At 62.8% G+C, this 23,336-nt stretch carries 25 protein-coding genes, 1 tRNA gene and 2 pseudogenes; 18 read left to right on the forward strand and 10 right to left on the reverse strand.

The annotated features are described in order from the left end of the window. Positions 1-94 precede the first annotated feature (94 nt). Positions 95-168 (forward strand) — tRNA-Ile (locus tag BJY26_RS12630). Positions 169-467: 299 nt separating this feature from the next. Here the strand turns inward: BJY26_RS12630 and BJY26_RS19715 are convergent. From BJY26_RS19715 to istB, 7 genes are all read right to left on the reverse strand, one after another. Continuing rightward, positions 468-755 (reverse strand): tyrosine-type recombinase/integrase, encoded by a 288-nt coding sequence (locus tag BJY26_RS19715; protein ID WP_179428606.1) that lies wholly within the window; start codon positions 753-755, stop codon positions 468-470. After that, positions 650-1,564, reverse strand: coding sequence for a site-specific integrase (locus BJY26_RS19130; RefSeq protein ID WP_179428607.1), 915 nt, complete (start codon positions 1,562-1,564; stop codon positions 650-652). Before BJY26_RS19130 ends, BJY26_RS19715 begins: the two co-directional genes overlap by 106 nt. A 175-nt stretch (positions 1,565-1,739) precedes the next feature. Continuing rightward, positions 1,740-1,979, reverse strand: a complete 240-nt coding sequence (locus BJY26_RS19720) for a helix-turn-helix transcriptional regulator (RefSeq protein WP_425326672.1) — start codon at positions 1,977-1,979, stop codon at positions 1,740-1,742. A gap of 88 nt (positions 1,980-2,067) precedes the next feature. After that, the gene (locus tag BJY26_RS12650; RefSeq protein WP_179428609.1) at positions 2,068-2,286 is read right to left on the reverse strand and encodes a helix-turn-helix transcriptional regulator; all 219 of its coding nucleotides are present in this window, start codon (positions 2,284-2,286) and stop codon (positions 2,068-2,070) included. Positions 2,287-2,432: 146 nt separating this feature from the next. Beyond that, entirely contained in the window at positions 2,433-3,527 is a 1,095-nt protein-coding gene (locus BJY26_RS12655; RefSeq protein ID WP_179428610.1) for an IS110 family RNA-guided transposase, read from the reverse strand. Between the two features lie 361 nt (positions 3,528-3,888). After that, a complete protein-coding gene (locus tag BJY26_RS12660; protein WP_179428611.1) occupies positions 3,889-4,110 on the reverse strand; it encodes a hypothetical protein in 222 nt (73 codons plus the stop codon). A gap of 58 nt (positions 4,111-4,168) precedes the next feature. Beyond that, a complete protein-coding gene (gene istB / locus BJY26_RS12665) occupies positions 4,169-4,834 on the reverse strand; it encodes an IS21-like element helper ATPase IstB (RefSeq protein WP_179429952.1) in 666 nt (221 codons plus the stop codon). 111 nt (positions 4,835-4,945) lie between these two features. Here istB and BJY26_RS19725 point away from each other — a divergent pair, with 111 nt between their 5' ends. From BJY26_RS19725 to BJY26_RS12695, 7 genes are all read left to right on the forward strand, one after another. Next, the gene (locus BJY26_RS19725) at positions 4,946-5,587 is read left to right on the forward strand and encodes a DUF6431 domain-containing protein (RefSeq protein ID WP_372465397.1); all 642 of its coding nucleotides are present in this window, start codon (positions 4,946-4,948) and stop codon (positions 5,585-5,587) included. Between the two features lie 67 nt (positions 5,588-5,654). Beyond that, on the forward strand, positions 5,655-5,948 hold the full coding sequence (locus BJY26_RS12670) for a hypothetical protein (RefSeq protein WP_179428612.1): 294 nt from the start codon (positions 5,655-5,657) through the stop codon (positions 5,946-5,948). A 44-nt stretch (positions 5,949-5,992) separates the two neighbouring features. After that, on the forward strand, positions 5,993-7,132 hold the full coding sequence (locus BJY26_RS12675) for a DDE-type integrase/transposase/recombinase (RefSeq protein ID WP_179428613.1): 1,140 nt from the start codon (positions 5,993-5,995) through the stop codon (positions 7,130-7,132). Continuing rightward, positions 7,129-7,941 (forward strand): ExeA family protein, encoded by an 813-nt coding sequence (locus BJY26_RS12680; protein ID WP_179428614.1) that lies wholly within the window; start codon positions 7,129-7,131, stop codon positions 7,939-7,941. The genes BJY26_RS12675 and BJY26_RS12680 overlap by 4 nt, the downstream gene beginning before the upstream one ends. 345 nt (positions 7,942-8,286) lie before the next feature. Further along, positions 8,287-8,637, forward strand: coding sequence for a VOC family protein (locus tag BJY26_RS12685; protein WP_179428615.1), 351 nt, complete (start codon positions 8,287-8,289; stop codon positions 8,635-8,637). Beyond that, positions 8,637-9,659, forward strand: coding sequence for an IS481 family transposase (locus BJY26_RS12690; protein WP_372465398.1), 1,023 nt, complete (start codon positions 8,637-8,639; stop codon positions 9,657-9,659). The genes BJY26_RS12685 and BJY26_RS12690 overlap by 1 nt, the downstream gene beginning before the upstream one ends. Further along, the gene (locus tag BJY26_RS12695; RefSeq protein WP_179428616.1) at positions 9,643-10,941 is read left to right on the forward strand and encodes an IS256 family transposase; all 1,299 of its coding nucleotides are present in this window, start codon (positions 9,643-9,645) and stop codon (positions 10,939-10,941) included. Before BJY26_RS12690 ends, BJY26_RS12695 begins: the two co-directional genes overlap by 17 nt. Positions 10,942-11,181: 240 nt before the next feature. On the opposite strand, the pseudogene BJY26_RS19730 reads toward BJY26_RS12695, so the two are convergent. Then, positions 11,182-11,895 (reverse strand): annotated as a pseudogene (locus BJY26_RS19730) (enoyl-CoA hydratase-related protein); the annotation flags it as partial. Between the two features lie 116 nt (positions 11,896-12,011). Here BJY26_RS19730 and BJY26_RS12705 point away from each other — a divergent pair. The 5 genes from BJY26_RS12705 to BJY26_RS12725 all read left to right on the forward strand — a co-directional run bounded on the left by BJY26_RS12705 (position 12,012) and on the right by BJY26_RS12725 (position 16,138). Continuing rightward, positions 12,012-12,464 carry a MarR family winged helix-turn-helix transcriptional regulator gene (locus BJY26_RS12705; RefSeq protein ID WP_218852395.1) on the forward strand — a complete coding sequence of 151 codons (453 nt, stop codon included), beginning with the start codon at positions 12,012-12,014 and terminating at the stop codon, positions 12,462-12,464. Between the two features lie 178 nt (positions 12,465-12,642). After that, a complete protein-coding gene (gene wrbA, locus BJY26_RS12710; protein WP_179428617.1) occupies positions 12,643-13,263 on the forward strand; it encodes an NAD(P)H:quinone oxidoreductase in 621 nt (206 codons plus the stop codon). Between the two features lie 364 nt (positions 13,264-13,627). Further along, on the forward strand, positions 13,628-13,813 hold the full coding sequence (locus tag BJY26_RS19140; protein ID WP_425326673.1) for a transposase: 186 nt from the start codon (positions 13,628-13,630) through the stop codon (positions 13,811-13,813). Positions 13,814-13,856: 43 nt separating this feature from the next. Then, complete coding sequence (locus tag BJY26_RS12720; protein ID WP_179428618.1) at positions 13,857-14,921, forward strand: methyltransferase; 1,065 nt, start codon at positions 13,857-13,859, stop codon at positions 14,919-14,921. A gap of 47 nt (positions 14,922-14,968) precedes the next feature. Continuing rightward, positions 14,969-16,138: an LLM class flavin-dependent oxidoreductase gene (locus tag BJY26_RS12725; protein ID WP_179428619.1), complete on the forward strand. Its 1,170-nt coding sequence runs from the start codon at positions 14,969-14,971 to the stop codon at positions 16,136-16,138. Positions 16,139-16,491: 353 nt separating this feature from the next. On the opposite strand, the gene BJY26_RS12735 is transcribed toward BJY26_RS12725, so the two are convergent. Beyond that, positions 16,492-16,935 (reverse strand): MarR family winged helix-turn-helix transcriptional regulator, encoded by a 444-nt coding sequence (locus tag BJY26_RS12735; RefSeq protein WP_179428621.1) that lies wholly within the window; start codon positions 16,933-16,935, stop codon positions 16,492-16,494. A 137-nt stretch (positions 16,936-17,072) separates the two neighbouring features. On the opposite strand from BJY26_RS12735, the gene BJY26_RS12740 reads away from it, so the two are divergent. From BJY26_RS12740 to BJY26_RS12760, 5 genes and pseudogenes are all read left to right on the forward strand, one after another. Next, positions 17,073-17,954 carry an enoyl-CoA hydratase gene (locus BJY26_RS12740; protein WP_179428622.1) on the forward strand — a complete coding sequence of 294 codons (882 nt, stop codon included), beginning with the start codon at positions 17,073-17,075 and terminating at the stop codon, positions 17,952-17,954. Between the two features lie 97 nt (positions 17,955-18,051). Further along, a complete protein-coding gene (locus tag BJY26_RS12745) occupies positions 18,052-19,167 on the forward strand; it encodes an LLM class flavin-dependent oxidoreductase (RefSeq protein ID WP_179428623.1) in 1,116 nt (371 codons plus the stop codon). Beyond that, positions 19,164-19,790, forward strand: a complete 627-nt coding sequence (locus BJY26_RS12750; protein WP_179428624.1) for an NAD(P)H-dependent oxidoreductase — start codon at positions 19,164-19,166, stop codon at positions 19,788-19,790. The genes BJY26_RS12745 and BJY26_RS12750 overlap by 4 nt, the downstream gene beginning before the upstream one ends. Before the next feature lie 449 nt (positions 19,791-20,239). Beyond that, positions 20,240-20,563, forward strand: a pseudogene (locus BJY26_RS12755) (transposase); the annotation flags it as partial. Positions 20,564-20,847: 284 nt separating this feature from the next. Then, positions 20,848-21,942 (forward strand): IS110 family RNA-guided transposase, encoded by a 1,095-nt coding sequence (locus BJY26_RS12760; RefSeq protein ID WP_179428610.1) that lies wholly within the window; start codon positions 20,848-20,850, stop codon positions 21,940-21,942. A 363-nt stretch (positions 21,943-22,305) separates the two neighbouring features. Here the strand turns inward: BJY26_RS12760 and BJY26_RS12765 are convergent, their stop codons facing one another. Next, entirely contained in the window at positions 22,306-23,301 is a 996-nt protein-coding gene (locus BJY26_RS12765; RefSeq protein WP_218852396.1) for an Lrp/AsnC family transcriptional regulator, read from the reverse strand. Between the last annotated feature and the right edge of the window lie 35 nt (positions 23,302-23,336).

Raw genomic sequence — 23,336 nt, forward strand, 5'->3', positions numbered from 1 at the left:
GAGTCCGGCGCCCCTCAATCGGTTAGTATCGGATAGGCGTGAAGTCGCAACGTTCCGACAGCTTGGCTGTGGTTTCGATGCAACGGCGCCACAGGCCCCTGTAGCTCAGCTGGTTAGAGCAGCGGACTCATAATCCGTGGGTCGCGGGTTCAAGCCCCGCCGGGGGCACGGCTGTAAAGCTGTGACCAGGGAAAAGGTTCTGGATGTGGCTCTAACGGTGATCCGAGCGGAACGAAAACCCACGTTTACCCCACGTTTTGAAATCAAATCGATGCAAAACACTGCCAAAGCGTGGGGTGTGTTCGCTGGGCGATCGGCTGCCGATGGATGAGCTTTGCTGGGCGTGTTCGGGCCGTCGTCAGTGGGTGTAGGTGCAAAACGAGCGGTGTTCCTCGCCGTGTCCCCGAAGCTGACGGAAAAACCCGGTCACCCACGAGCGGCACCCGGGATTACACGCGAGTCACAAGCTATCGACTCGGTTCGACGAAACCTTGCAAGATCCCTCGGCTATCTGGGGCGATATCCGGCCGAGCCACATAATAAGTACTTGTAGTCATTTCGTTGGAATGGCCAAGCTGCAGGGAGCTATCGCGCAGGCCGGTATTCGATTCGATCACAGTAGCAACGGTTTTTCGAAAAGTATGTCCGGTCACCCAATCAAAACCGGCCGCTGTCCGGATTTGTCGCCAGAGTCGATTGAAATTCTGGGGCGGTATGAAGTTGCCATTGCGCGATGCGATAACCGGGCGTGACACTCTGTCGTCCTCAACCACGGTTTGACGACGCGATTCAAGACGTCAATTGCGAAGGTCGGAAAAAGAAGAGTTCGGTGCGACTTCCTGGTTTTACCGAACGGTTGCCGAGCCAGCCTGCCATTTTCACCGTAGATGAGCGTTCCGCTGATCGTCACAGTGGGCGTCTCCGCGTCGAGGTTGACGTCTTTCCAACGAATACCGAGTAGTTCGCCCATACGCGCTCCGGTTGCTAAGGCTAGATCGACGACATCCATCGGAAAGTAGTCGAGTGGCCCTCCCAAGATCGCGCGGGCTTCGCACCGTCCACGCGTCGCGTCTCGTATGCGCGCAACCTCTACTGCGGTAAGCGCCCGTACGTGTTCCTTCTGCCGAACAGGGATCCGAGCCTCGCGCACCGGGTTGAACGCGATCACGCCATGACGGACCGCCCGTCCCAGGGACAGTGAGAGTAGCGTGCGCGCCGTTTTCATCTGACCGGGTCGGGTTGACGCTAAGTTCTGCAGGAAAGTTTCTATGCGGCCTGTCGTGCACTCGGCGATAGTTAGTTTGCCGAGTTTCGGAATAACGTGTTCGTACGCGACGCGTCTATATGTCACCAATGTCTGCGGTCGAATACGCGTGTCGGCGGACTCCGCATCAAGCAGTTGCTCAACGGCTGTCGTCATTCGAGTGTTGGCTGCAACTTCACGGCCTGCGGCCGAACCAGCTAATGATTCGACTTTTTCGGTCAATGCGCGCACGGCAGCCGTTTGGGACTGGCGGACGGCTTCGAGCTGTCGCACCACCCCGGATAAGTCGCGATAGCGCACTCGCGCGCGAGCCTTTCCATCGTTGCGCAATTTTGTAGTGATTCCCCAGTGCCCTGGGGCGAGTGTTGGTCGAGGCAAAGTCGTCCTCCTATTGAGCGGCGTTTCAACGGTGGCTAGCGGTGAATGTTCGCGCCGGGCATTCTGCCGCGCAACTCACTCTCGGAAGAGCGAACGGCTATTCTTCGACGTGCTCTGCAATCCACTCTTCAACGTCTTCCCAGCGGTAGCGGACGTTGCCACCAACTCGTACAGCTTTGGGCCCGAGCTTGCGCGTACGCCAGGCGTATAGTGTCGCTTTCGGTTTCGAAAGGTAGGCAGCAAGATCGTCGACAGTCAGCAGTGGGTGGATGGTCATGGACTCTCGTAATGTCTGCATACTGGGATCTATGCGCCGGTCCTGATTCGAGGTCGGCATATAGCTTTCAGTCGCTTTCAACGACCGTAATCTGTTGCGTACACGTGCGTGACGGTCACCAGTTTCGCTACAAGGTCGCCTTGCGCTTTTAATCTGCTCGGATTAGATCCTCGACGCTCGAGTTCAACGCTTCGGCGATGGCTCCCAGCACGTCTATGCGCGGGGAGGTTCGGATAGCTTCGGTCCGGTTAATCGTCTTCCGCTCGACACCGGCGAGCTTTGCCAACTGTTCTTGCGACAGTCCGGCTTCGATGCGTCGCGCACGAATATTTGCTGCCACACGCTCGCGAATCTTCGGGTGACGCATGTCTACCTTCCTGAACGTCGACGCCCAGTTACGCTGGCCGACCCTCGCGGAGGCCCGCCAAATAGTCTGCCATCGTAGTCGCAGAGTCGAGAACATCAGTGGCGTCGCGCACCACCCGCTCGGCTTCACAGAAGCTTCTATATCTGTCAACTCGATTGTGGTGTTGCTGCGGCTGCATTGAGTTGCCGGTAAATGCTTCGGGCTAGGTACCGTTTAAGGACACGACGGATCTCGCGGTCTGATTTGTCTTCTCGGCGTCGTCTTTGCGCGTAGTCACGGGTCGTGGGGTCGTGGACCATGCGGACCATTGCCATGACGTTGAGTGCGCGGTTGAGTTTGCGGTCTCCGCCTCGATTGAGTCGGTATCGTATGGTTTTACCAGACGAGGCTGGTATGGGGCTGGCACCGGCGATGGCAGCGTATGCGGCTTCGCTTTTGATTCGGCCCGGGTGTGACCACGCGACGAGGGTGGTCGCGGCGGTGACCGGGCCGATCCCTGTGTAGTTGACGAGGCCGGCGGCTGGACTATCAGCGACGAGGTCTCGAATTCGTGCGTCGTTGGTCTTCAGATCACCGTCGCAGTCGAAGATCCGTTTGGCCAGGCGGATTGCTTCAGCGCGGGCCGTGGCGATTGCGATGTCGTCGCGCTGCCGGGCGCGCCAGCCGGCGATCTCGGCGATGGTTTGGTGGTTGAGTGCGCGCCTTGCGTCGATGCCAAGGTCGGTGGTGCGGGCTAGAGCGGTGAGCGCGTTGATCGCGCGCGTACGTTCGCGGCCGATCTCATCGCGTGCGGTCAGCAGAACCTGCAGGGCGGCACGGTTACCTTCATCGAGTCGAGGCTCGCGCAGTCGGGCCTCTGGCAGCGGCAGCACGGCTACGGCGATCCGGGCAGCATCGACGGGATCGGACTTACCGATGCCGCGTCGGCTGCGGTTACTCATGCGAGCGGCTTCGACGACGCGGTAACCGGTGTCCGCAACGGTTCGGGCTAGTCCAGCACCGTAACTGCCGATTCCCTCGATGACCCAAAGGGCCGCCATGTCGCCGCCGGTGCGGCGTGCGGCCCAGGCGATCGCCCTGTTCATCCCAGCCGTAGTGGTCGGGAATGTCTGAGCGTCCACGTGCTGGTTGTCAGCAGTGATGATGGCGTAGGTGTGGGTGGCGGCGTGGGTGTCGACGCCGATGACGTACGAGTACGTCTGTGCGACTATCGTGTCCATAGTGATCTGATTCCCTTCCATACGACGGACCGTTTCTGGTCACTATCGGCCGGCAGCCGGGCTCGGAGGGATTCACTTCAGGGCAAAACTGTGATGAGTCACGACTGTGTATGCGTCGGACATGCTTCTGATCAAGCCACTGAAATGGACCGGGCTGGCGTCGGCCGCCCCGTCGTAGTCGGACAGTTCATAGGAAAGGCACCCAGAGGGGCCAGTTTTGTCATGAGTCACGGCCGCGACGACGCGTCCAACAACCTACCCGGCCAGCCGGTCCCGGACCAGCCACCAATAAGACTCACAGTTTTGTCAACTTTTTTCCGGCCAAAAGAGCGCTAATTTTCCGGCCAGTGTGGCGGGTTTTCCTGCCGTTTGAGCAGTTGGGCTAGGTTGGCGGGTTTTTGGGCTCGGGGTTGTTGGCGGCTTGGTGGTTGTCGATGCTGGCGCTGGTGGTCCATCCTGCGTCGGGGTCGAGGAAGTCCTTGGGCCAGGGTGCGGGGCGGCCGGTGTGGTCCCACCAGCCGGTTTCACCGCCGTGGGCGAGGATGTCGAGGTCTTCGTCGCGGCTGCGTGCGTATGGGTGCCATCGACGGGCGGCATCGTCCATTGGGGGTCCTTCCTTCGCGCCGGGCGCGGTGCGGTCCGGCTCGGTGGGTTGTGGGGTTTCATTTCATGAGGGCGTGGTTGACTCGGTATGACTGGCCGCGGAACTGTAAGAGTCTGCCGTGATGGACGATACGGTCGATGATGGCCGCGGCCATGTTGTCATCGCCGAACACGGTTCCCCACCGGGAGAACTCGAGGTTCGTGGTGATAATCAAGCTGCGTTTTTCGTAACTGTCGGCGATGATCTGGAATAGGAGCCTGGCTCCTTCGGTATCGATCGGCAGGTATCCGAATTCATCGATAACGAGGAGCTGGTTGCGTGCCAGTGCGGCGAGTTCCTTGTCGAGCCGGTCGTCGTCCTTGGCCCGGCGTAGCCGGGCCACGAGTGACGAGGTTGTGAAAAATCGTGCCGGGATGCCCTGCCGGCACGCGGTGGCGGCAAGGGCGGTGGCGAGGTGTGTTTTGCCGGTGCCGACGTCGCCGTAGAGGACGAGGTCTTGGGCCTGGTCGATGAAGTCCAGCGTAGTGAGGGCTCCGCGGCCGTAGTCGTCGGGGAATTTCACCGTGGTCCAGTCGTAGCCGTCCAGGCTCTTACGGGCCGGCAGCTGGGCGTCTTTCAGGAGGCGTTGTCTGCGGGACTCGGCCCGGGTGTTGGGCGTCAGGTTGTGTGCCGGTGGTGGCGTCGTGATTGATGCCGGTGATGGTTTTCGCGTGTAGGGGTTGATTTGTGGCCGTCGGCGGCATCAGATTGACGATGACGATATAGGCGAGCGGCCCGGCGTGTGTCTGTGGAAAGTCCACGCTGTGGGCCGCTCTAACGCGAAAAGGCCGCGCTGTTGCTTACGGTAAATCACGATCTGAAGACTGTCGAACGCGATCTAGAACACGGCCGTCTACCGTGTCCGGGGTGTGGTGGCAGGCTCCGTGGTTGGGGGTGGGCACGGGCCCGGATAATCCGCGCACGCGCGGGCAACCGGCGGGTGCGTCCGCGTCGGGCACGGTGTGCCGGTTGCCTGGCAACTCACGTCCTCTTAACCGTCTCACTGGCCGCCCGGCGGGCTGATAGCGCCGCAGTCATCGCGTCCGCGATCGAAAACAAGATCATCCACGCACACGGCCACCGGCGAATCGCTGCAACTATCGGTCGTCCCGCGTCGACTGTTCGTGGCTGGCTACGCGCTTTTACGGCGTGCGCTGATGCGATCACGGACCGATTCACTCGTCTGATCGTCCGGCATTCCCCGGACGCCGCTGGTATCTGGCCGGCCCCGGCATCGTCGCCGGCCGGCGCAGCCTTATCGGCGTTGATGGGATACGCGGCCGGGCTCGGTGATCGTTTCGGCGTCGGCACGCTGACGTGGATCCGGGCGGGAATCGCCGCTTGCCACGGCCGGCTCTTCACGGCCGGGTTCTGGACCCGACCGCCAACACGAACAGGCTCTTCCACAACCAGTGGGCCGGCGGGCAGCCTGGTGTAAGCGCCGGCCCGGATACGAATCGGCCGGCGTTTTCACCTCTCCCGTATGGAATTTAAAGGAGCGCTCTATGGCTGATTCACGTGAATATGCTGCCCGGAAAGACCGGGCAGAAAAGACCGCGCTATTTCGCTACCACCTCATCCGCGACGCCGCCGACGAACACGTCACCACGCGTCAACGCGGCCCAATGGTCCGTGCCCTCGCCGAGCAAACACACGCTGGCCCGTTCGGCGAACAGGTCCGCGTGTCGAAAGACACGTCCGGTTATGGCGGATCGGCGGGTTCGACGCGCTCAAACCCAAACCCCGCGCGCAAGTACCAGTCACCCCGGCCAGCGTGCTGGCCCTGGCCGCGACGCTAAAACGTGAACGACCCGCCCGCACCGCCGCCCAGATCCGCCGGATCATGGCCGACACGCTCGGCGATGCGCCCAGCGAATCGACCCTGCTACGGCACTTCCGCACCCTCGACATTCCAACCGGCACCCGGGAAGTATTCGGCCGGTTCGAAGCCGACTACCCGAACGAGCTCTGGGTCGGCGACGGCCTCCACGGGCCACGTATCGGCGGCCGGAAAACATACCTATTCGCGTTCCTCGACGACCATTCCCGCCTGATCGTCACCGGCCGCTGGGCCTTCGCGGAAGACTCCGTACGCCTGTCCGCGGCCCTACGCCCGGCCCTGCAATCCCGCGGAATCCCCGGCACTGTCTACGTTGATAACGGTTCTGCTTTTGCCGATGAATCCCTCGCACGCACGTGTGCCCGGCTCGGTATCCGCCTGACGCACTCCAAGCCTTATCGACCCCAAGGACGCGGGAAGATTGAACGGTTCTTCAATACCGTCACCTCGCAATTCCTCACCGAAATTACCCCGACCGGCGCGAACAAGACCGACGACATCACCCCAGCCGGCACTGGCAGTACTCCTTCATTGTCGGGCACTACCGTCTCGTCGATCGACGAACTCAACGCGCTTTTCATGTCCTGGGTCGAAGTCGTCTACCACCAGAGCATCCACTCGACGACCGGACAAACCCCGATCGACCGGTGGACGGCCGGCTGGACACACCGCCAACCCGACCGGCGCCACCCAGACGTCATCGTCGAAGCGTTCCGCTGGTCGGCAACACGCACCGTGACGAAATCCGCGACCGTGTCGCTGCAATCAAACACGTATCAAGTCGACCCTCTCCTCGTCGGTCAACGCATCGAACTGACCTACGACCCGTTCGACTTGACCGGGCCCATCGCCGTGCAAGCAGTCGGCGTGCCCGCCGGCGAAGCCGTGCTCAGTGAAATCCGCCGCCACGTCCACCACAAAGCCGCCCGCGCCGCAGCAGACGCCGATACCGGCGCGGTCAACGTCACCTCCGGGATCGACTACCTTCGCATGGTCGAAACCCGCCACAAGGACACGATCACCGCGGCCCCGATCCACTACCACCATGCCATCGACAACACCGAGCCAGCCGCCGATACCGCGCCAGCTGTCGGACAAGCCACCACCACCGATGAACTAGCGACGAAAGAGGAAAACCGTTGAGTATCGACCGCTTGCAAACCCACTACGGATTCACCCGGATGCCCTTCAACCGCAACATTCCCAGCCAGGCCCTGCACGCCCACCCCTCACACCGGGAAGCGATCGCACGAATCGAATGGTGCGTCGACCAACACCAACTCGGCGTCATCACCGGCGAAGTCGGCGCCGGCAAAACCGTCGCCGCCCGCGCAGCACTCGACGCGCTCGAACCAGCCCGGCATCAGATCATCTACATTCCCGACCCCACCATCGGCCTACGCGGCATCTACACCCAGATCGTCACCGCGCTCGGCGGAACTCCCGCGTTCTACTCCGGCGTCCTGGCCACCCAAGCCGCCTCACTGCTAGCCGGAGAACTCGACGAACGAGCCCGGCTACCGGTCATCGTCATCGACGAAGCCCACCTCCTGGCCAACACCGAACTCGAAGCCCTGCGCATGCTCACCAACACCGACATGGACACCAACAGCCACTTCGCGCTCCTCCTCATCGGCCAACCCACCCTACGACGCAGGCTGAAACTCGCAGTGCTGGCCGCCCTCGACCAGAGGATCTCAACCCGATACTCGATCACCGGCATGAATCCAGCCGACACCAACAGCTACATCCACGCGCACCTGAAATACGCCGGCAGGACCGACACGCTATTCTCCGACGACGCGATCACCACGATCCACCACGCCTCCCGCGGACACCCACGAGCGATCAACAACCTCGCCGTCGCCTCCCTGATCGCGACCTACGCGGCCGGAAAAGCCATCGTCGACCAGACCGCAGCACAATCCGCCATCACCGAAAACAGTGAATAACATGTCCACGTCACCATGACGACCAACACGTCACCACGACGACAAACGCCCCGCCAGGACACTCTGACGGGGCGTTTTCACGCACCCGACACCGGCAATCAACGCGACGCCGCCATCGTCAAATAACGCGACAGATAACACCCATGCACGCTTGGTGAACCAGCGCGACCTCGGGCTCACGCCGCGCATGCGGACCAGCCCCCACCCCCAGTGGTCCTGGTTTGAAACCACCATCGGTGAGAACGCTCTCGCCATATCACCCCGGCAGGTAGCCGAGTCCATCCACACTCTGCTGTTGATGGCCACACGAACTTCCGATTCACGCCACCTTAAGGAGACGCTCTCATGACAACTATCTTCAGCATCCGCATGATCACCATCGACTGCCACGATCCCTCCCGCCTCACCGCTTTCTGGTCCCAGGCGACCGGTTGCCCCGTAGTAGCCGACTACGGCGACTTCGTCATGGTCGGCTCCGTCCCGACGCTCGGATTCCAGCGCGTCCCCGACCCAACGCCCGGCAAGTACCGTATCCATTTCGATGGGGGTGGGGCCGACCGTGAAGTCCGTGTTCATCAGCTCTGCGCGCTGGGTGCCACCGAACACGAAACCCGTAGCATCCCGGGTCTGACCTGGACCGTCATGACCGATCCGGAGGGCAACTACTTCTGCGTCGGCAATCCCGGGACCGACTAATCGGGGTGCACCCCAACGCCGCGCTGACCCCGCGCCACCGCCTGAAAGTTGCCCAACTCGTCGTCGATGATGGCTGGCCGATCAGCGAGGTCGCCGCTCGTTTCCAGGTCTCTTTGCCCACCGTCAAACGCTGGGCTGATCGCTTTCGGGCAGGTGAACCGATGCAAGACCGCTCGTCGCGCCCGCACTACTCGCCGAACAAGAGCAGCATCAAGACCCCACGACGATGTATCAGCCTGCGCCTACGCCTACGGGAAGGGCCGGTGCAGCTGGCCTGCCGACTGGGCCTCGCTCCGTCGACGGTTCATCGCATCCTCAGCAGCGTGCGGTTGAACCGGCTGTCGCACATCGACCGAGCCACAGGGGAGCCGATTCGACGCTACGAGCACGACCACCCCGGCGCGATGTTGCACGTCGATGTGAAGAAACTCGGCAACATCCCGGACGGCGGAAGCTGGCGTTACGTCGGGCGCCAACAGGGCGAGAAGAACCGAGCAGCCACCCAAGACAAGCCCAGGAACGCGCACCACAATCCGTTGATGGGCAAGGCCTTCGTCCACACAGTCATCGACGACAACTCCCGCGTCGCCTACGCCGAGATCCACGACGACGAAACAGCCCTCACCGCCACTGCTGTCCTTTTCCGGGCGGTCGAGTGGTTCAATCAGCGCGGCATCGTTATCGAGCGAGTCCTGTCCGACAACGGCGGTGCCTACCGCTCACACCTGTGGCGGGACACCTGCGCCGAGCTCGGCATCAAGCACAAACGCACGCGCCCGTATCGGCCGCAAACCAACGGCAAGGTCGAGAGGTTCCACCGCACCCTGGCTGATGGCTGGGCCTACGCCCGGTGCTACACCAGTGAGGCTGAGCGCCGAGGGGAGCTGGACGGCTGGCTGCACTACTACAACCATCACCGTCCACATACGGCCTGCAATAACCAACTTCCGTTCTCACGACGGGACTGTACGTTCAACGGTGTAACTCCGATTCTGGAGGAACATGATGAGTACACAGGTTGAGTCGGCCGTTGAGGCCCCAGTGGAAGAGGTGCAGGTGCCGACAACGGACATATCGCCGGTCGTGGATCAGTCGCTGGTCGCGCAGCTCGTTGGAGAGGCGCGGGCGCAGGGTGTCGCGATCGACGGGGAGGGTGGGCTGCTCGCGCTGCTCACGAAATTGGTGGTCGAGTCGGCGCTCGAAGGTGAACTGACCGCGCACCTGGGCTACGAGAAACACGAGCGGGCCGAGGTGGGTAACGCTCGAAATGGGGCACGGCCCAAGACGGTGCTGACCAAGGCGGGGCCGATCGAGATCGAGGTGCCGCGAGACCGTATCGGCGCGTTCGACCCGGTGACTGTCGCGAAGCGGCAGCGCCGTTTGGGGTCGATCGAGGACGTCGTGTTGTCGTTATCGGCGCGGGGAATGACGCGCGGAGACATCGCCGCGCACCTGGCCGATGTGTATGGGTCGGAGGTGTCGAAGACGACGATCTCCACGATCACCGACAAGGTCCTCGATGGCATGTCGGAGTGGCAGAACCGTCCCCTGGACCCGGTATACCCGGTAGTGTTCATCGACGCGATCCACGTGCAAATCCGAGACGGGCAGGTCGCGAATCGGCCCATCTACGTCGCTCTCGCCGTCACCGCTGAGGGGAACCGGGACATCCTCGGGCTGTGGGCCGGCGACGGTGGCGAGGGCGCGAAATACTGGCTGCAGGTCCTCACCGAGATCAAGAACCGGGGCGTCCAAGACGTCCTCATGGTTGTCTGCGACGGGCTCAAAGGCCTGCCTGATTCGGTGAACACGGTCTGGGCAGACACGATCGTACAGACCTGCATCGTGCATCTGATGCGGAACAGCTTCAAGTACTCCGCCCGCCAGGACTGGGATGCGATCAGCCGGGCACTGAAGCCTGTCTACCAGGCTGTGACCGTCGACGAGGCAGAGGAACGCTTCCTCGAGTTCGCCGAGGAATGGGGCACCAAGTACCCCGCGGTCGTCAAGCTGTGGGAGAACGCGTGGGCCGAGTTCGTCCCGTTCCTGCAGTTCGACCGGGAGATTCGTCGGATCGTGTGCACCACGAACGCGATCGAGTCCGTGAACGCGCGGATCCGTAAGGCCGTGCGCGCCCGCGGGCACTTCCCGACCGAACAGGCCGCACTCAAATGCGTCTACCTCGCAGTGATGGCACTCGACCCCACAGGGAAGGGCAGAGCCCGGTGGACCCAACGATGGAAAGGCGCGCTTAACGCGTTCGACATCACATTCAATGGCCGGCTGTCCGCCCACAGCCACTAACCCGAGATACACCGAAAACTTGACAGTCCCCTCACGACTGATCAACGTCTGTTGGGCGTCAGGTTGTGGGCCGGTGGTGGCGTCGTACAACGGGTGGGCGTGGCGGTTGGGCACTGCACTTGTCTTCGTCTCCCTGGTGTCAGCTGTGTTCGGGGCTGAAGGCGGCAAAGCCAACGGGACCAAAAGTTTCGTGTCGGAACGTGGGCGGGCCGCGATCCGCTCGGCCAGGGCCAGCGTCGTCGCCTCAAGGTCGGCTCGGGAGGCGATCCGGCTGACCATGCCCACCTGTTTGGCCTCCCCTGCAGTAAGCGGCTCACCAGTGAACAACAGTTCCTTGGTGCGGCGGGCGCCGAACTCCCATGGGTGCATGAACAGCTCGACGGCGCTCACGCCGAACGCCGTGACCGGGTCGGCGAACAGCGCGTCGTCGCTTGCCACGATCAGATCTGCGGGCCATGCGATCATCATGCCGCCCGCGAACACCTTTCCCTGGACGGCGGCGATGGTTGGTTTGGGGAAGTTGCGCCAGCGCCAGTGCAGTTCCAGGAAGACTTCGGTTCCCCAAGCCATGTCGCGCTCGACACCTTCGCGACCAAAGCCACCCTCCAGCGTTACCTGGTCCATCCCGTCTGTGCTGAAGAGGGCTTCGACGTCGTGCCCGAGCGAGAGGTCCTGGCCCTCCGCGGCGATCACGAATACAAAGATGCCGTCGTCCGCGGCAGCGCGCTTGTACGCGTCGTCGAGTTGATAGAAAAGCTGGACGTCCACCAGGTTGCCCGCCTCGGATCGAGTTAGCGTCGCGCGGGCGATCCCCTCGATCGGTACGTCATAGGTCACACGGTCGCCGAGCTTCATCGGCTCCGGCAGATTACTGTTGGTCATTTCGCCCTCCGGAACAGAGCCGTGAACGCCAAAGCGCCGTCCGGGTTGATACCTCATCTGGTGTAGCAGCATGGAGAGGATATATCAACTCAATTTATCTAATGGAAAGCATTTTCGGCCACGAAAGGCCATAAGGCGCCATTCGAGATCAGGGAGGATGTGTCAACTGGATGGTTAGGATAAGAGACATGGGAAACGACGAGCTCACCGAACGTGAGCGAGCAGCGTGGCAGATATCGATCCGAATGCTGGAGGCGTTGCGCAGCCGGCTGGAGCAGCAACTCCAGGCTGACAGCGGTCTCTCGCTGGCCGACTACAGCGTGCTCTCTGTGCTCTCGGAAGCTCCGGGCGGGCGACTGCGCCTCTACGAGCTCTGCCGAGAAGTCCGCTGGGAAAAGAGCCGACTGCATCACCAACTCACGCGCATGGCGAAACGTGACCTCGTCGACCGGGAGCGGCGCGGCTCACGTGGCATTGAGGCGGCGATCACCGCGCACGGGTTCGCGGTCATTCGGGAGGCGGCGCCGGGCCACGCCGGCGCGGTGCGCCAGCTATTCGTAAACCCCGTCTCTCCAGCGGATCTGGAGCAGTTCGCAGAGACAGCGAACAGCATTCTGCGAAATCTCGACACGGGCCAGTAGCGCGGCAATGCGGCATCGACTGTGGCGTGCCATACCGGCCCGTCCGCACTGCATCCACCGTGACTCCGGACGATTGAGTTGACACATCATCTCAACACTTCTAGCCTGGTGATGTATCAACTCAGTGTGCTCGCCTTAGTCGAACCTTGGCGCGCAGGAAGATTAGGAACGGAGACGTATGTATCAACCCAAGACCGCCGTCATCTACTACAGTTCCACGGGGAATGTCCACCGGTTGGCCGAGGCCGCGATTGAAGGCGCGGAGAAAGCCGGCGCTGAAACAAGACTGCGCAAGGTCCGAGAGTTGGCGCCAGAAGCGGCTATTTCTGCCAGCGACGCATGGAGCGCCCACGTGGAAGCCACCACCGACGTCCCGACCGCCGAGGTGGAGGACTTGGTGTGGGCGGATGTGGTGATCTTCGGTGCGCCGACACGCTACGGCAATGTTCCCTCGCAGTTCCAGCAGTTCCTCGATCTCACCGGTCCGGTATGGGCTGCGGGCAAGCTGGCCGACAAGGTGTACTCGGCGTTCACGTCGAGCCAGACGCTCCACGGTGGCCAGGAGTCCACGTTGCTTTCGTTGTACACGACCATGTACCACTGGGGTGGCATCGTCGTTCCTCCCGGATTCACCGACCCGATCACGTTCCAGTCCGGCAATCCGTACGGCGCGTCGCATGTGTCTGGCGGAGGCGACTTCCCCGGCGAGATTGACTTGGAGGCAGCGCGTTACCAGGCAAACCGTGCGGTCGATATGGCCGCCGCGCTGGCCAAAGGCTTCAGCCCGGCCGCGATGTGATGAGAAGGAACGACTATCCTCGATTTTTCATCCGGAGCGGGCTGGGATGCGCGTGGTGACGTGAAAGGGTGCTCCTGACCTGGGAACAATAGTGATTGTTTAGGTCACAGTCTTGCCAAGTCGAAGGAGCACCCGTTCGGTGACCACTTTACCGACTGTTTTTCCGTCACTCGATTACGCTGCCACGACACGGTCTGTCAAGTCATGGCCACGATCCGGAACATGACGATCAGCCTATTGCGACTGGCTGGTTGGACCAGCATCGCGGCCGGGCTATGACATCACGCCCGCAACTCCAGTCGGCCCGCTGACCTCATCCTGGCCACATGAAACCGACTTTGCCGATCCCCTGCGGTGGTCACCGATCGAGGCATTCCTCCACACTGGCATCACCAACGCCGGCACCGAAGGCAACAACCGGCTCATCAAAGACGTCAAACGCGTCGCCTGCGGCTTCCGGAACCCCACCAACCAACGCCGCCGAGTACGCTGCCGCTGCACCGGGAAACACCGGGCCGCAACAGCAACATCAACCAAGATGCCCGGTTAAAGCCGAAGAGCCGGAATACCGTCCAGGATCGGAGACAAGAATCGTGACTAGTCCCAGCCCGGCCGACGTGATGATGCAGATGATCGGTGGGTTCCAGGTCTCGCAGGCCGTGTATGTGGCCGCGAAACTCGACGTCCCCACCGTACTCGGCGACGGCCCCATGACGGTCCGGGACCTTGCCGGCTGCTGCGGCGCCCAAGAGCCACAGTTGCGGCGACTGATCCGGACCCTGACGTCATTGGGCCTGTTCACGATGGACAACGAGACGGTTTCTCTTTCCCCGCTTGGCGCAACGCTGTCACGGACTGAACCAGAGTCGTTGTATGGTCTGGCCTGCATGTGGATGGAGACGCACTACGGCCCGTTCAGTGAACTGCTGCACACGCTGCGCACCGGCGAACCGGGTGCGGACAAATTCTACGGAAAGCCGTTCTTCGACTGGGCGGCCGAGGACGCACACCGGACCGAGCAGTTCAGCGGTGCGATGCGCGCCATCACCGAAGTCCTGCGGAAGGGCATGTTCGACGGATACCAGCCACCGGCCGGGGACGTTGTTGCCGACATCGGCGCGGCCGACGGCAGCGTCCTCATCGATCTGCTCGAGAAGGACCGTGAGCTGCGGGGCATCGCCTTCGACCTGCCGTCCGTACGAGCGGACACCGTCCGTAGCGTCGCCGCGCACGGATACCAGGACCGGATCGAGGTCGTCGCCGGTGACTTTTTCTCCCAAGTTCCGACGGCGCAGATCTACCTGCTCAGCTACATCCTGCACGACTGGGACGACGACTCCTGCGCACGCATCCTGCAGTCGGTCGCTGAGGCCGGGGGGCCGGGCGCGCGATTGCTCATCGTGGAGACGGTTGTCCCGGACAACAGCGACCCGCACCTGTCGAAGATGATTGACCTGACCATGCTCGGCGTCGTGACAGGGCAGGAACGATCCGCGGCCGATTACGTCGCGCTGCTGGATTGTGCCGGCATCACTCTTGATCGAATTGTCGCCACGAGTACTGCGTTCTCGATCATCGAGGCGACTGTCCGGGATCCCCGGAACGTCGAGATCTCGTCGGCGTCGACGCAACCGACCAACCGGATGCTGACCAAGTAAATCAACGAAATCGAGCGACACACCATCAACCTTTCGTAGGAGTCTCGATGACACACGAACCCGCAGTGCCGCGAACCACCGCCGGCCCTCTGTTCGCCGATACCGGCCTTAAACTCGGCGTGTTCGGACTGAACGTCAGCTCGGCCGGCGCGGTGACCGCCGCTGCCGAACGGCACGAGATCGACTGGGACCAAAACGTCCGAGTTGTCCAGCAGGCGGAGAACGCAGGCTTCGAGGCCGTCATCCCGTTTTCCCGTTGGCGTGGTTTTGAGGGTCGTACCAACCCGTGGGGCCAGAGCTTTGACCCCTACACCTGGTCTGCGGCCCTGGCCGCGCTGACCAGTCGGATCACTTTGTTCGCCACGTCGCATTGCTTGACGGTGTCCCCGGTCATGGCCGCCAAGCAGATCGCCACCATTGATGCCATCTCCGGGGGCCGCATTGGACTGAACGTCGTTGCGGGCTGGTTCGCCAAAGAGCTGGCCATGTTCGGGGTAGAGACCCTCGGTCACGACGACCGGTACAGCTACAGCGAGGAGTGGCTCGAGATCGTGCTACGCCTGTGGGCGGATGGAGACGACTTCGACTATGAGGGTCACTGGCTGAGTGTGGCAGCCGGCTACAGCAGGCCAGGACCAGTCCAGCATCCACACCCACCGATCATGAATGCCGCCTTTTCAGACCGGGGGCACCGGTTTGCCGCCCGCTATGCCGACCTGTCGTTCGTGTCGGCATTCGACGCATCCGACGCCGCCGCAAAGGTCCGCAACATCCGCGAGATGGCCACCGGCTTCGGGCGCGAACATTCGGTATGGGTTGCCGCATCCGTAGTCTGTGCAGACACCGAGCAAGAAGCCCACGACCTCGTCCGGCGATGGTCGGGGATCGACGCCGACGAGGTCGCAGTGCGGAACGCGATCGATTGGACCATGGGCGGCACCCGCATGCCGCCCGAGCAGCACCGCCAACTTGCAGGTGCGGTGGCCTCGACCATGGCCGGTTATCCGCTCATCGGAACAGCAGAACGCATCTCCGAAGCGTTGGCGCAGCTAAGTGCGGCAGGAATCGACGGTGTCGCGCTGACCATGATGAACTACGAGGCCGGGGTGCCCCGCTTCATTGACGAAGTCCTGCCGATCTTGGAAAAGAATGGCGTTCGCCGGCCATCAGTCACGCAAAGCCCTCAAGGGAACATAGCGCCCGAGGGGCGATCGTGACTCCGAACCCAGGCTGCGAACTCTCATCCGCTCACCCACTCAACGTTCTCACTCCGTGCCATGTCCCTTTCAAACCTGGAGATCATCATCAGCGAACCATGGAGCAACCTTCTCACCGCCGACCGGCCGGCTGAGGTCGACGTCATCGTGGTCGGCGCCGGTAGTGCTGGGTCGGTGGTGGCCTCTCGACTCTCAGCAGACGAGTCTCGTCAAATCCTTGTGCTCGAGTCGGGGCCGGCCACACCGACATGGCAGAGCCGCACCCCGGGCACCGCGTTCGATGCCCTGAACGAGGAGACAGACCCTGTACTTGGCCCAGACTGCAGACACGGCATTCGCGGGCTGTGAAGGTCTCAGGAGCTCGGCGAGTCCTCGTCGGGGCGGAGTCTGGCCCAGATACGCGCTAGGTCCTGTAGGTCGTCATCGTCGAGCCGGTCAAAGAAGAGGCGACGCAGGTCCGCATGTTGCTGTCGCCATGCCTTGCGCAGGACAGTCCGGCCCTCTGGAGTCAGCACAGCAACGAAACCACGCTTGTCTTCTACAGTCTGATTGCGTTTGATGAGGCCTCGGCGCTCGAGCCTTTCCGCCAGGCGGGTGAAGCCACCGGAGGACATGAGGCGCTGCCTGGCGAGCTCAGACATGCGCATACCGTCACGTCCGGCCAGACCGAGCAAAGCCATGACGCCGTACTCCGCCATGCTGACGCCCAATGGAGCCAGCCCACCCTCAACTTCTCGCCAGACGCGGTCGTGGGTGTAGAGAAAGCCCTGCCATGCCTCGTTCTCCAGCTCAGTCAACCGCGGTGTAACCATGGTCCGAGTCTACCTCGACAGATGTCTGCACAGACAGATGGGAATATCTGTCTGCGCAGGCAACGTTACTTTGAAGGACGGCGTCAAAAGGAGTCGTCTTGAGCTCGAAGAGGGAGAACAAAATGTCCGACAACGAACGACCTGAATCCGCACCGATCGGCGATCGTGTGAGGTATGACGAGCCGACGCCAGGGGTGGCTCGGGCGACGCTGACACGTTCGGAGAACGGGAACCTGCAGGACGTGCGGCTCTTCTATCAACTTGACGCGGCATACAAGCGGGCAGCGGCCGACGACTCGGTCGCCGTGTTCGTGATCGCTGCGGAAGGCGACGATTTCTCGCTCGGCCACGACGTCGAAGCGTTGTTCAGCACTGAAGGCATGGATCAGGTCACGCTGGAAGGCGGATTCGGACGCGACGGGGTAGCGGGCGACCTGGCGTGGGAGACGGAGGTCTTCCTCGAGCTGCACTGGCGCTGGCGCAACTTCCCCAAGCCAGTCATTGCCGCGGTCCAGGGACGGGTCTTCGCGGGCGGCATGATGACGATGTGGCCTGCCGACCTGATCGTGGCTAGCGAGGACACGACCTTCGCAGACCCAGTGACCGGGTTCGGCATCAGCCACGTCGAGTTTTTCATGCATCCGTGGGAGTTCGGCGCCCGCAGGGCCAAGGAACTCCTCTTCACCGGGGAGGCCATGACGGCGACGGAAGCGAAGGAGATCGGCATGGTGACTCGCGTCGTTACGCGCGATGAACTGGAGTCCGCTACACTCACCCTCGCCGCGCGCATCGCAGCCCGTCCCGCTTTCGGCCTCCGGATGGCCAAGAAGTCCGTGAACCAAACGCTGGACATTCAGGGGCAGTGGAACGCGGTCCAGGCGGCGTTCTCGGTACACACGCTCGGCCACGCACACAGCCGCATCGCGCACGACGGCGCCTACATCGACCCTGCCGGCTTCGCCCTCACCCGCGATCTCTGGGGCCTCCCTGACACTGAGGTCTGATCTCGGCCAAGCGGTCGTCCCCACCACCTAGCACCCGGAGCCGATGGGCGTCGACAACCGCCCATCGGCTCCGGGCCCCAGATGAAAGAGACAAAGCATGAATGACACCGACACGACCCGCGTCGACCACGCGACCGATTCCACGAAGCGGTCCGCGTTCGAGATCGGACACATGACGTTCGTCGAGATCACCGCTGACCCCGTCACCGGCAGAATGCCGACTGGCCACCAGCGGTCCCGCGACACGATCGAACAGGCTCGGGTAGCAGACCAGGTCGGCCTCGACCTCTTCGCCGTGGGTGAGCACCACCGCACCGACTTCGTCGGGTCCGCCCCGCCGATGGTTCTGGCCGCGGCGGCCGAGGCGACCGAGAAGATCCGTCTGACCAGCTCCGTCACGGTGCTCGGCTCCGACGATCCAGTCCGGGTATGGGAGCAGTTCGCCACGCTCGACCAGTTCTCCGGCGGCCGCGCCGAGATCATCGCCGGACGCGGCTCCTACACAGAGTCGTTCCCCCTGTTCGGCTACGACCTGGCCGACTACGCCGACCTCTTCCGGGAGAAGCTCGATCTCCTGCTCCAGATCCGCGCACGAAACCCGATCACGTGGCGGGGCAGATTTCGACCCGACCTCGACAACGCCGACATCGGACCGCGTGCCGTCCAGGACCTGCTACCGATCTGGGTCGGCGTCGGCGGCACTCAGGCCTCGGCGATCAGTACCGGGCGACTCGGCCTGCCGATGGCGCTCGCTCTGCTGCTTGGCCCGATCACACTCCATAAGCAGGCCATCGAGCTGTACTGGCAGGCCGCCGCGCAGGCAGGCCACGACCCGGCGACGCTGCGCACGAGCATCAACCTGCACGGCTACGTCGGCCGCACCAGCCAGGGCGCACGGGATGTCATGTACCCGTACTTCGCCCAGGGGATGAAGGACAACAACCACCAGCGCGGCCGCGGCTTCACCATGCCGAGGACGGCATTCGACGCGCAGACCTCCCCGGCCGCCGGCCTCGTCGTCGGCAGCCCCCAGGAGGTGATCGACAAACTGCTCGCGTACCATGAAATCTACGGAATAGATCGATCCATGATTCAGATCGGCTTCGGCGGCATGCCACAGAGCGAGGTGCTGGAGGCGATCGAGCTGCTCGGCACCGAGGTCGCCCCGGTCGTTCGCCAGGAAGTCGCGGCACGGAAGGGGGATCTGGTATGACGACCAAGCTCGACAGCGCGCCGGCGACCTCAACCGGCGGTCCGGGTGGGGCGATACCTCGACGTGCACTGCGCATAGCCGTGGTCAACGGCAGCCCCAGCGAGAAATCCAAGACCATGGGGCTGGTCGACGTAGTGCTGCAGACCCTTGCCGGCATGCTCGCAGACGAAGACATCACAATCGAGCAGACCCGTGTTGATGTCTATCGCCTCGGCCCCGCTTTCACCGGCGCCCACGAGCGCGAGGTAATCGCACCCGAGATCGAGGACACTCTACGACAGGTTGAGCAGGCTGATCTGCTGATCGCCGCCACTCCAGTGTTCCGCGGGTCCTACACAGGGCAGTTCAAACACTTCTTCGACCTGGTCGACCAATACGCGCTCGCGAACAAACCCGTGCTCCTCGCCGCCACCGGGGGAGGTGAGCACCATGCACTAGTTCTTGAGCACGCGCTGCGCCCGCTGTTCGGGTTCTTCCAAGCGTTGACCCTGCCGGTCGCCGTCTTCGCCTCCTCAAGTGACTTCGACGGCACAACCCTGCTGACCCCACGGGTCTACGGTCGCATCGAGATGGCGATTACCGATGTTATCGGACTGCTCATTGCCCGAGCCACAGTCGGCTGACACAGTCCAATACCCACAGTTCCAGCCCTGCCCCGTGGCACTCGAGACCATTGTCGTGGATGCCGTCGCTCTGGTGGTATAAACCCCGGGACTCAACTAAACGGCCAGCAGACCCGGCCAAGCTCGATTCCGAACAGTGGGGTGGACCCTGTGGACTGGGCAGCCCACAGGGTCCACCCCAGGCATCCGCATGGCGTACTTGGTGCCGGAGCTTTCGAGGTATACGAGGCCTTCACGGCTAGCGATGGTGAGTGTGTCTCCGGTGAGTTGCTTATGAGCGTTAGCCTCGGTTTTTCACGAGGAGGGTCTCAGAGATCGGTGTGGTGACGCGAAAGGTGTTCCTAGTGAGTAGCCGGGGCACTTCCACTTTATCCAGCCCCAACACCGCCCCACTCGTCGCCGGATCAGGGCTAAAAGAGAAGGGGTTCGGTGCGATTAACGTGGCGACATGTCTGACCGCCTGGTCGCACGAAGGCAGGGTTCGCAACGAGGCGGCGTTCGCCTCTCTGGCTGGGGTGAATCCAATCCCGGCGTCGTCGGGGAACACGGTCAGGCATCGGCTGAATCGAGGCGGCGACAGGAGATTGAACAGCGCGCTCCACATGGCTGCGGTGACGCGGATGACCCACGATGCCGAAACCCGCGTATACGTGGAAAGGCGACGATCAGAAGGTCGTACCGATAAGGAAATCCGCCGTTGCATCAAGCGCTATCTGGCCCGCCGTATCTACAGGACGCTCAACGGCTCAGCCGAGATAATGAACGCGGCTTGACAGACTGTGAGTCTTATTGGTGGCTGGTCCGGGACCGGCTGGCCGGGTAGGTTGTTGGACGCGTCGTCGCGGCCGTGACTCATGACAAAACTGGCCCCTCTGGGTGCCTTTCCTATGAACTGTCCGACTACGACGGGGCGGCCGACGCCAGCCCGGTCCATTTCAGTGGCTTGATCAGAAGCATGTCCGACGCATACACAGTCGTGACTCATCACAGTTTTGCCCTGAAGTGAATCCCTCCGAGCCCGGCTGCCGGCCGATAGTGACCAGAAACGGTCCGTCGTATGGAAGGGAATCAGATCACTATGGACACGATAGTCGCACAGACGTACTCGTACGTCATCGGCGTCGACACCCACGCCGCCACCCACACCTACGCCATCATCACTGCTGACAACCAGCACGTGGACGCTCAGACATTCCCGACCACTACGGCTGGGATGAACAGGGCGATCGCCTGGGCCGCACGCCGCACCGGCGGCGACATGGCGGCCCTTTGGGTCATCGAGGGAATCGGCAGTTACGGTGCTGGACTAGCCCGAACCGTTGCGGACACCGGTTACCGCGTCGTCGAAGCCGCTCGCATGAGTAACCGCAGCCGACGCGGCATCGGTAAGTCCGATCCCGTCGATGCTGCCCGGATCGCCGTAGCCGTGCTGCCGCTGCCAGAGGCCCGACTGCGCGAGCCTCGACTCGATGAAGGTAACCGTGCCGCCCTGCAGGTTCTGCTGACCGCACGCGATGAGATCGGCCGCGAACGTACGCGCGCGATCAACGCGCTCACCGCTCTAGCCCGCACCACCGACCTTGGCATCGACGCAAGGCGCGCACTCAACCACCAAACCATCGCCGAGATCGCCGGCTGGCGCGCCCGGCAGCGCGACGACATCGCAATCGCCACGGCCCGCGCTGAAGCAATCCGCCTGGCCAAACGGATCTTCGACTGCGACGGTGATCTGAAGACCAACGACGCACGAATTCGAGACCTCGTCGCTGATAGTCCAGCCGCCGGCCTCGTCAACTACACAGGGATCGGCCCGGTCACCGCCGCGACCACCCTCGTCGCGTGGTCACACCCGGGCCGAATCAAAAGCGAAGCCGCATACGCTGCCATCGCCGGTGCCAGCCCCATACCAGCCTCGTCTGGTAAAACCATACGATACCGACTCAATCGAGGCGGAGACCGCAAACTCAACCGCGCACTCAACGTCATGGCAATGGTCCGCATGGTCCACGACCCCACGACCCGTGACTACGCGCAAAGACGACGCCGAGAAGACAAATCAGACCGCGAGATCCGTCGTGTCCTTAAACGGTACCTAGCCCGAAGCATTTACCGGCAACTCAATGCAGCCGCAGCAACACCACAATCGAGTTGACAGATATAGAAGCTTCATAGAAGAGTCCACAGGCCCACACCGCGATCGGGAACCAGCCACCCATCAGCCGCTTAACCAACCTCACTGGTCAGTACATCTAGAGGCAGTTCGCGCCCACTCCAGAATCGAGATACCTCTGGCGCTCGAGTCCAGCTACTAATCATCTCGGCATCAGAGTCGCGCGCCAATCGAATGGCGATTGACCGGTCGACGGTCACCGAGGTTGGGTAGCCCATTGTCAATGCTCCAGTCTCCACGTGAGGCGTCGTGCTGGGAGTAATAGCGGCCGTTGGGTCGTGAGCCGCGGTGACTGGTTCAAGAACTTGGAGCGTAGATCTTCGGGGTCGCCGTCGGATCGCAAGCTCATGACCGCTTGCGCGTGGGCAGTGGGTCTCGTGGACCTGCCTCACCTTTCAGGCTGCGCAGGACGGAGGTTGACTCGACATCGACGACGGCCGGGAGCTCGGCGAGACGGTGCGTGAGGTAGTCGTACAGGGCAGCCGTGTCACGGGTGAAGACGCTCGCGTAGAGACTGGTCCGTCCTGTCGTCGCGGCGGCGAAGCCGATCTCGGGGTGATCGGCGAGGGCCATCCCGGTTCTTTCCAGGTCTGCAGGGGCTGTCCGAATCCACAGCAGGGTGAGCACGTGCCGACCCAGGGCTCCAGGGTCGATCTCGACGTGCAGGGTGAGCACACCGTCGCGACGGAGCTGGTCGACCCGTCGACGCACGGTACTGGCCGCCGCGCCGGAGATCGCTGCCAGTCGCGCCACGCTGGCGCGCCCGTCGGTCTGTAGTGCAGCGAGCAGACGTCGGTCGACCTCGTCGAGCTCGGTCACGGGACCTGGTGTGGGAGGTGGCTCCGGCGGCAACGGGCTGGACTCGGCAACAGGGCTGAGGGCCGCGAGCTCGTCATCGGTGAGCGGGGCCAGCTGCTGGAGCAGGCGGGCCGCTCCCTCGGCGTAGACGTGGATCTGACTCTGCGCGGTCACCTCCCGGACGCTGCTGCGGGGTAAGGTGTCGAGCATCAGCTGGTCGGCATCCGCGGCGGTGTGCGCACGCACCGCCCACACGATCTCGGCTCCTCCGGACACGATCCGCACCCAGGACGTGTCCGGTCGGCGGGCCAGGGCCTCTCCGATGGCGACCACCTTGCCCGGGGCGACCCGGACCCGTAGGTGCCACTGGGTCTCCGCGAGAACCTGCGGGTCGGTCGCCCCGACGACTCGAGCCAGGCCGGAAGCGCGGAGCCGGGCCCACCGTCGGGCGACGGTGCGGTCGGAGCTGCCGAGAACCTGTCCGAGCCGGTTCCAGGAGGCTCGTCCGTCGATCCTCAGAGCGTGCAGGAGGCGCCGGTCCAAGAGATCTACCGTGTCAGTATCCACCACCAGAACGA

The organism is Spelaeicoccus albus (assembly GCF_013409065.1).
Classification (GTDB): Bacteria; Actinomycetota; Actinomycetes; order Actinomycetales; family Brevibacteriaceae; genus Spelaeicoccus; species Spelaeicoccus albus.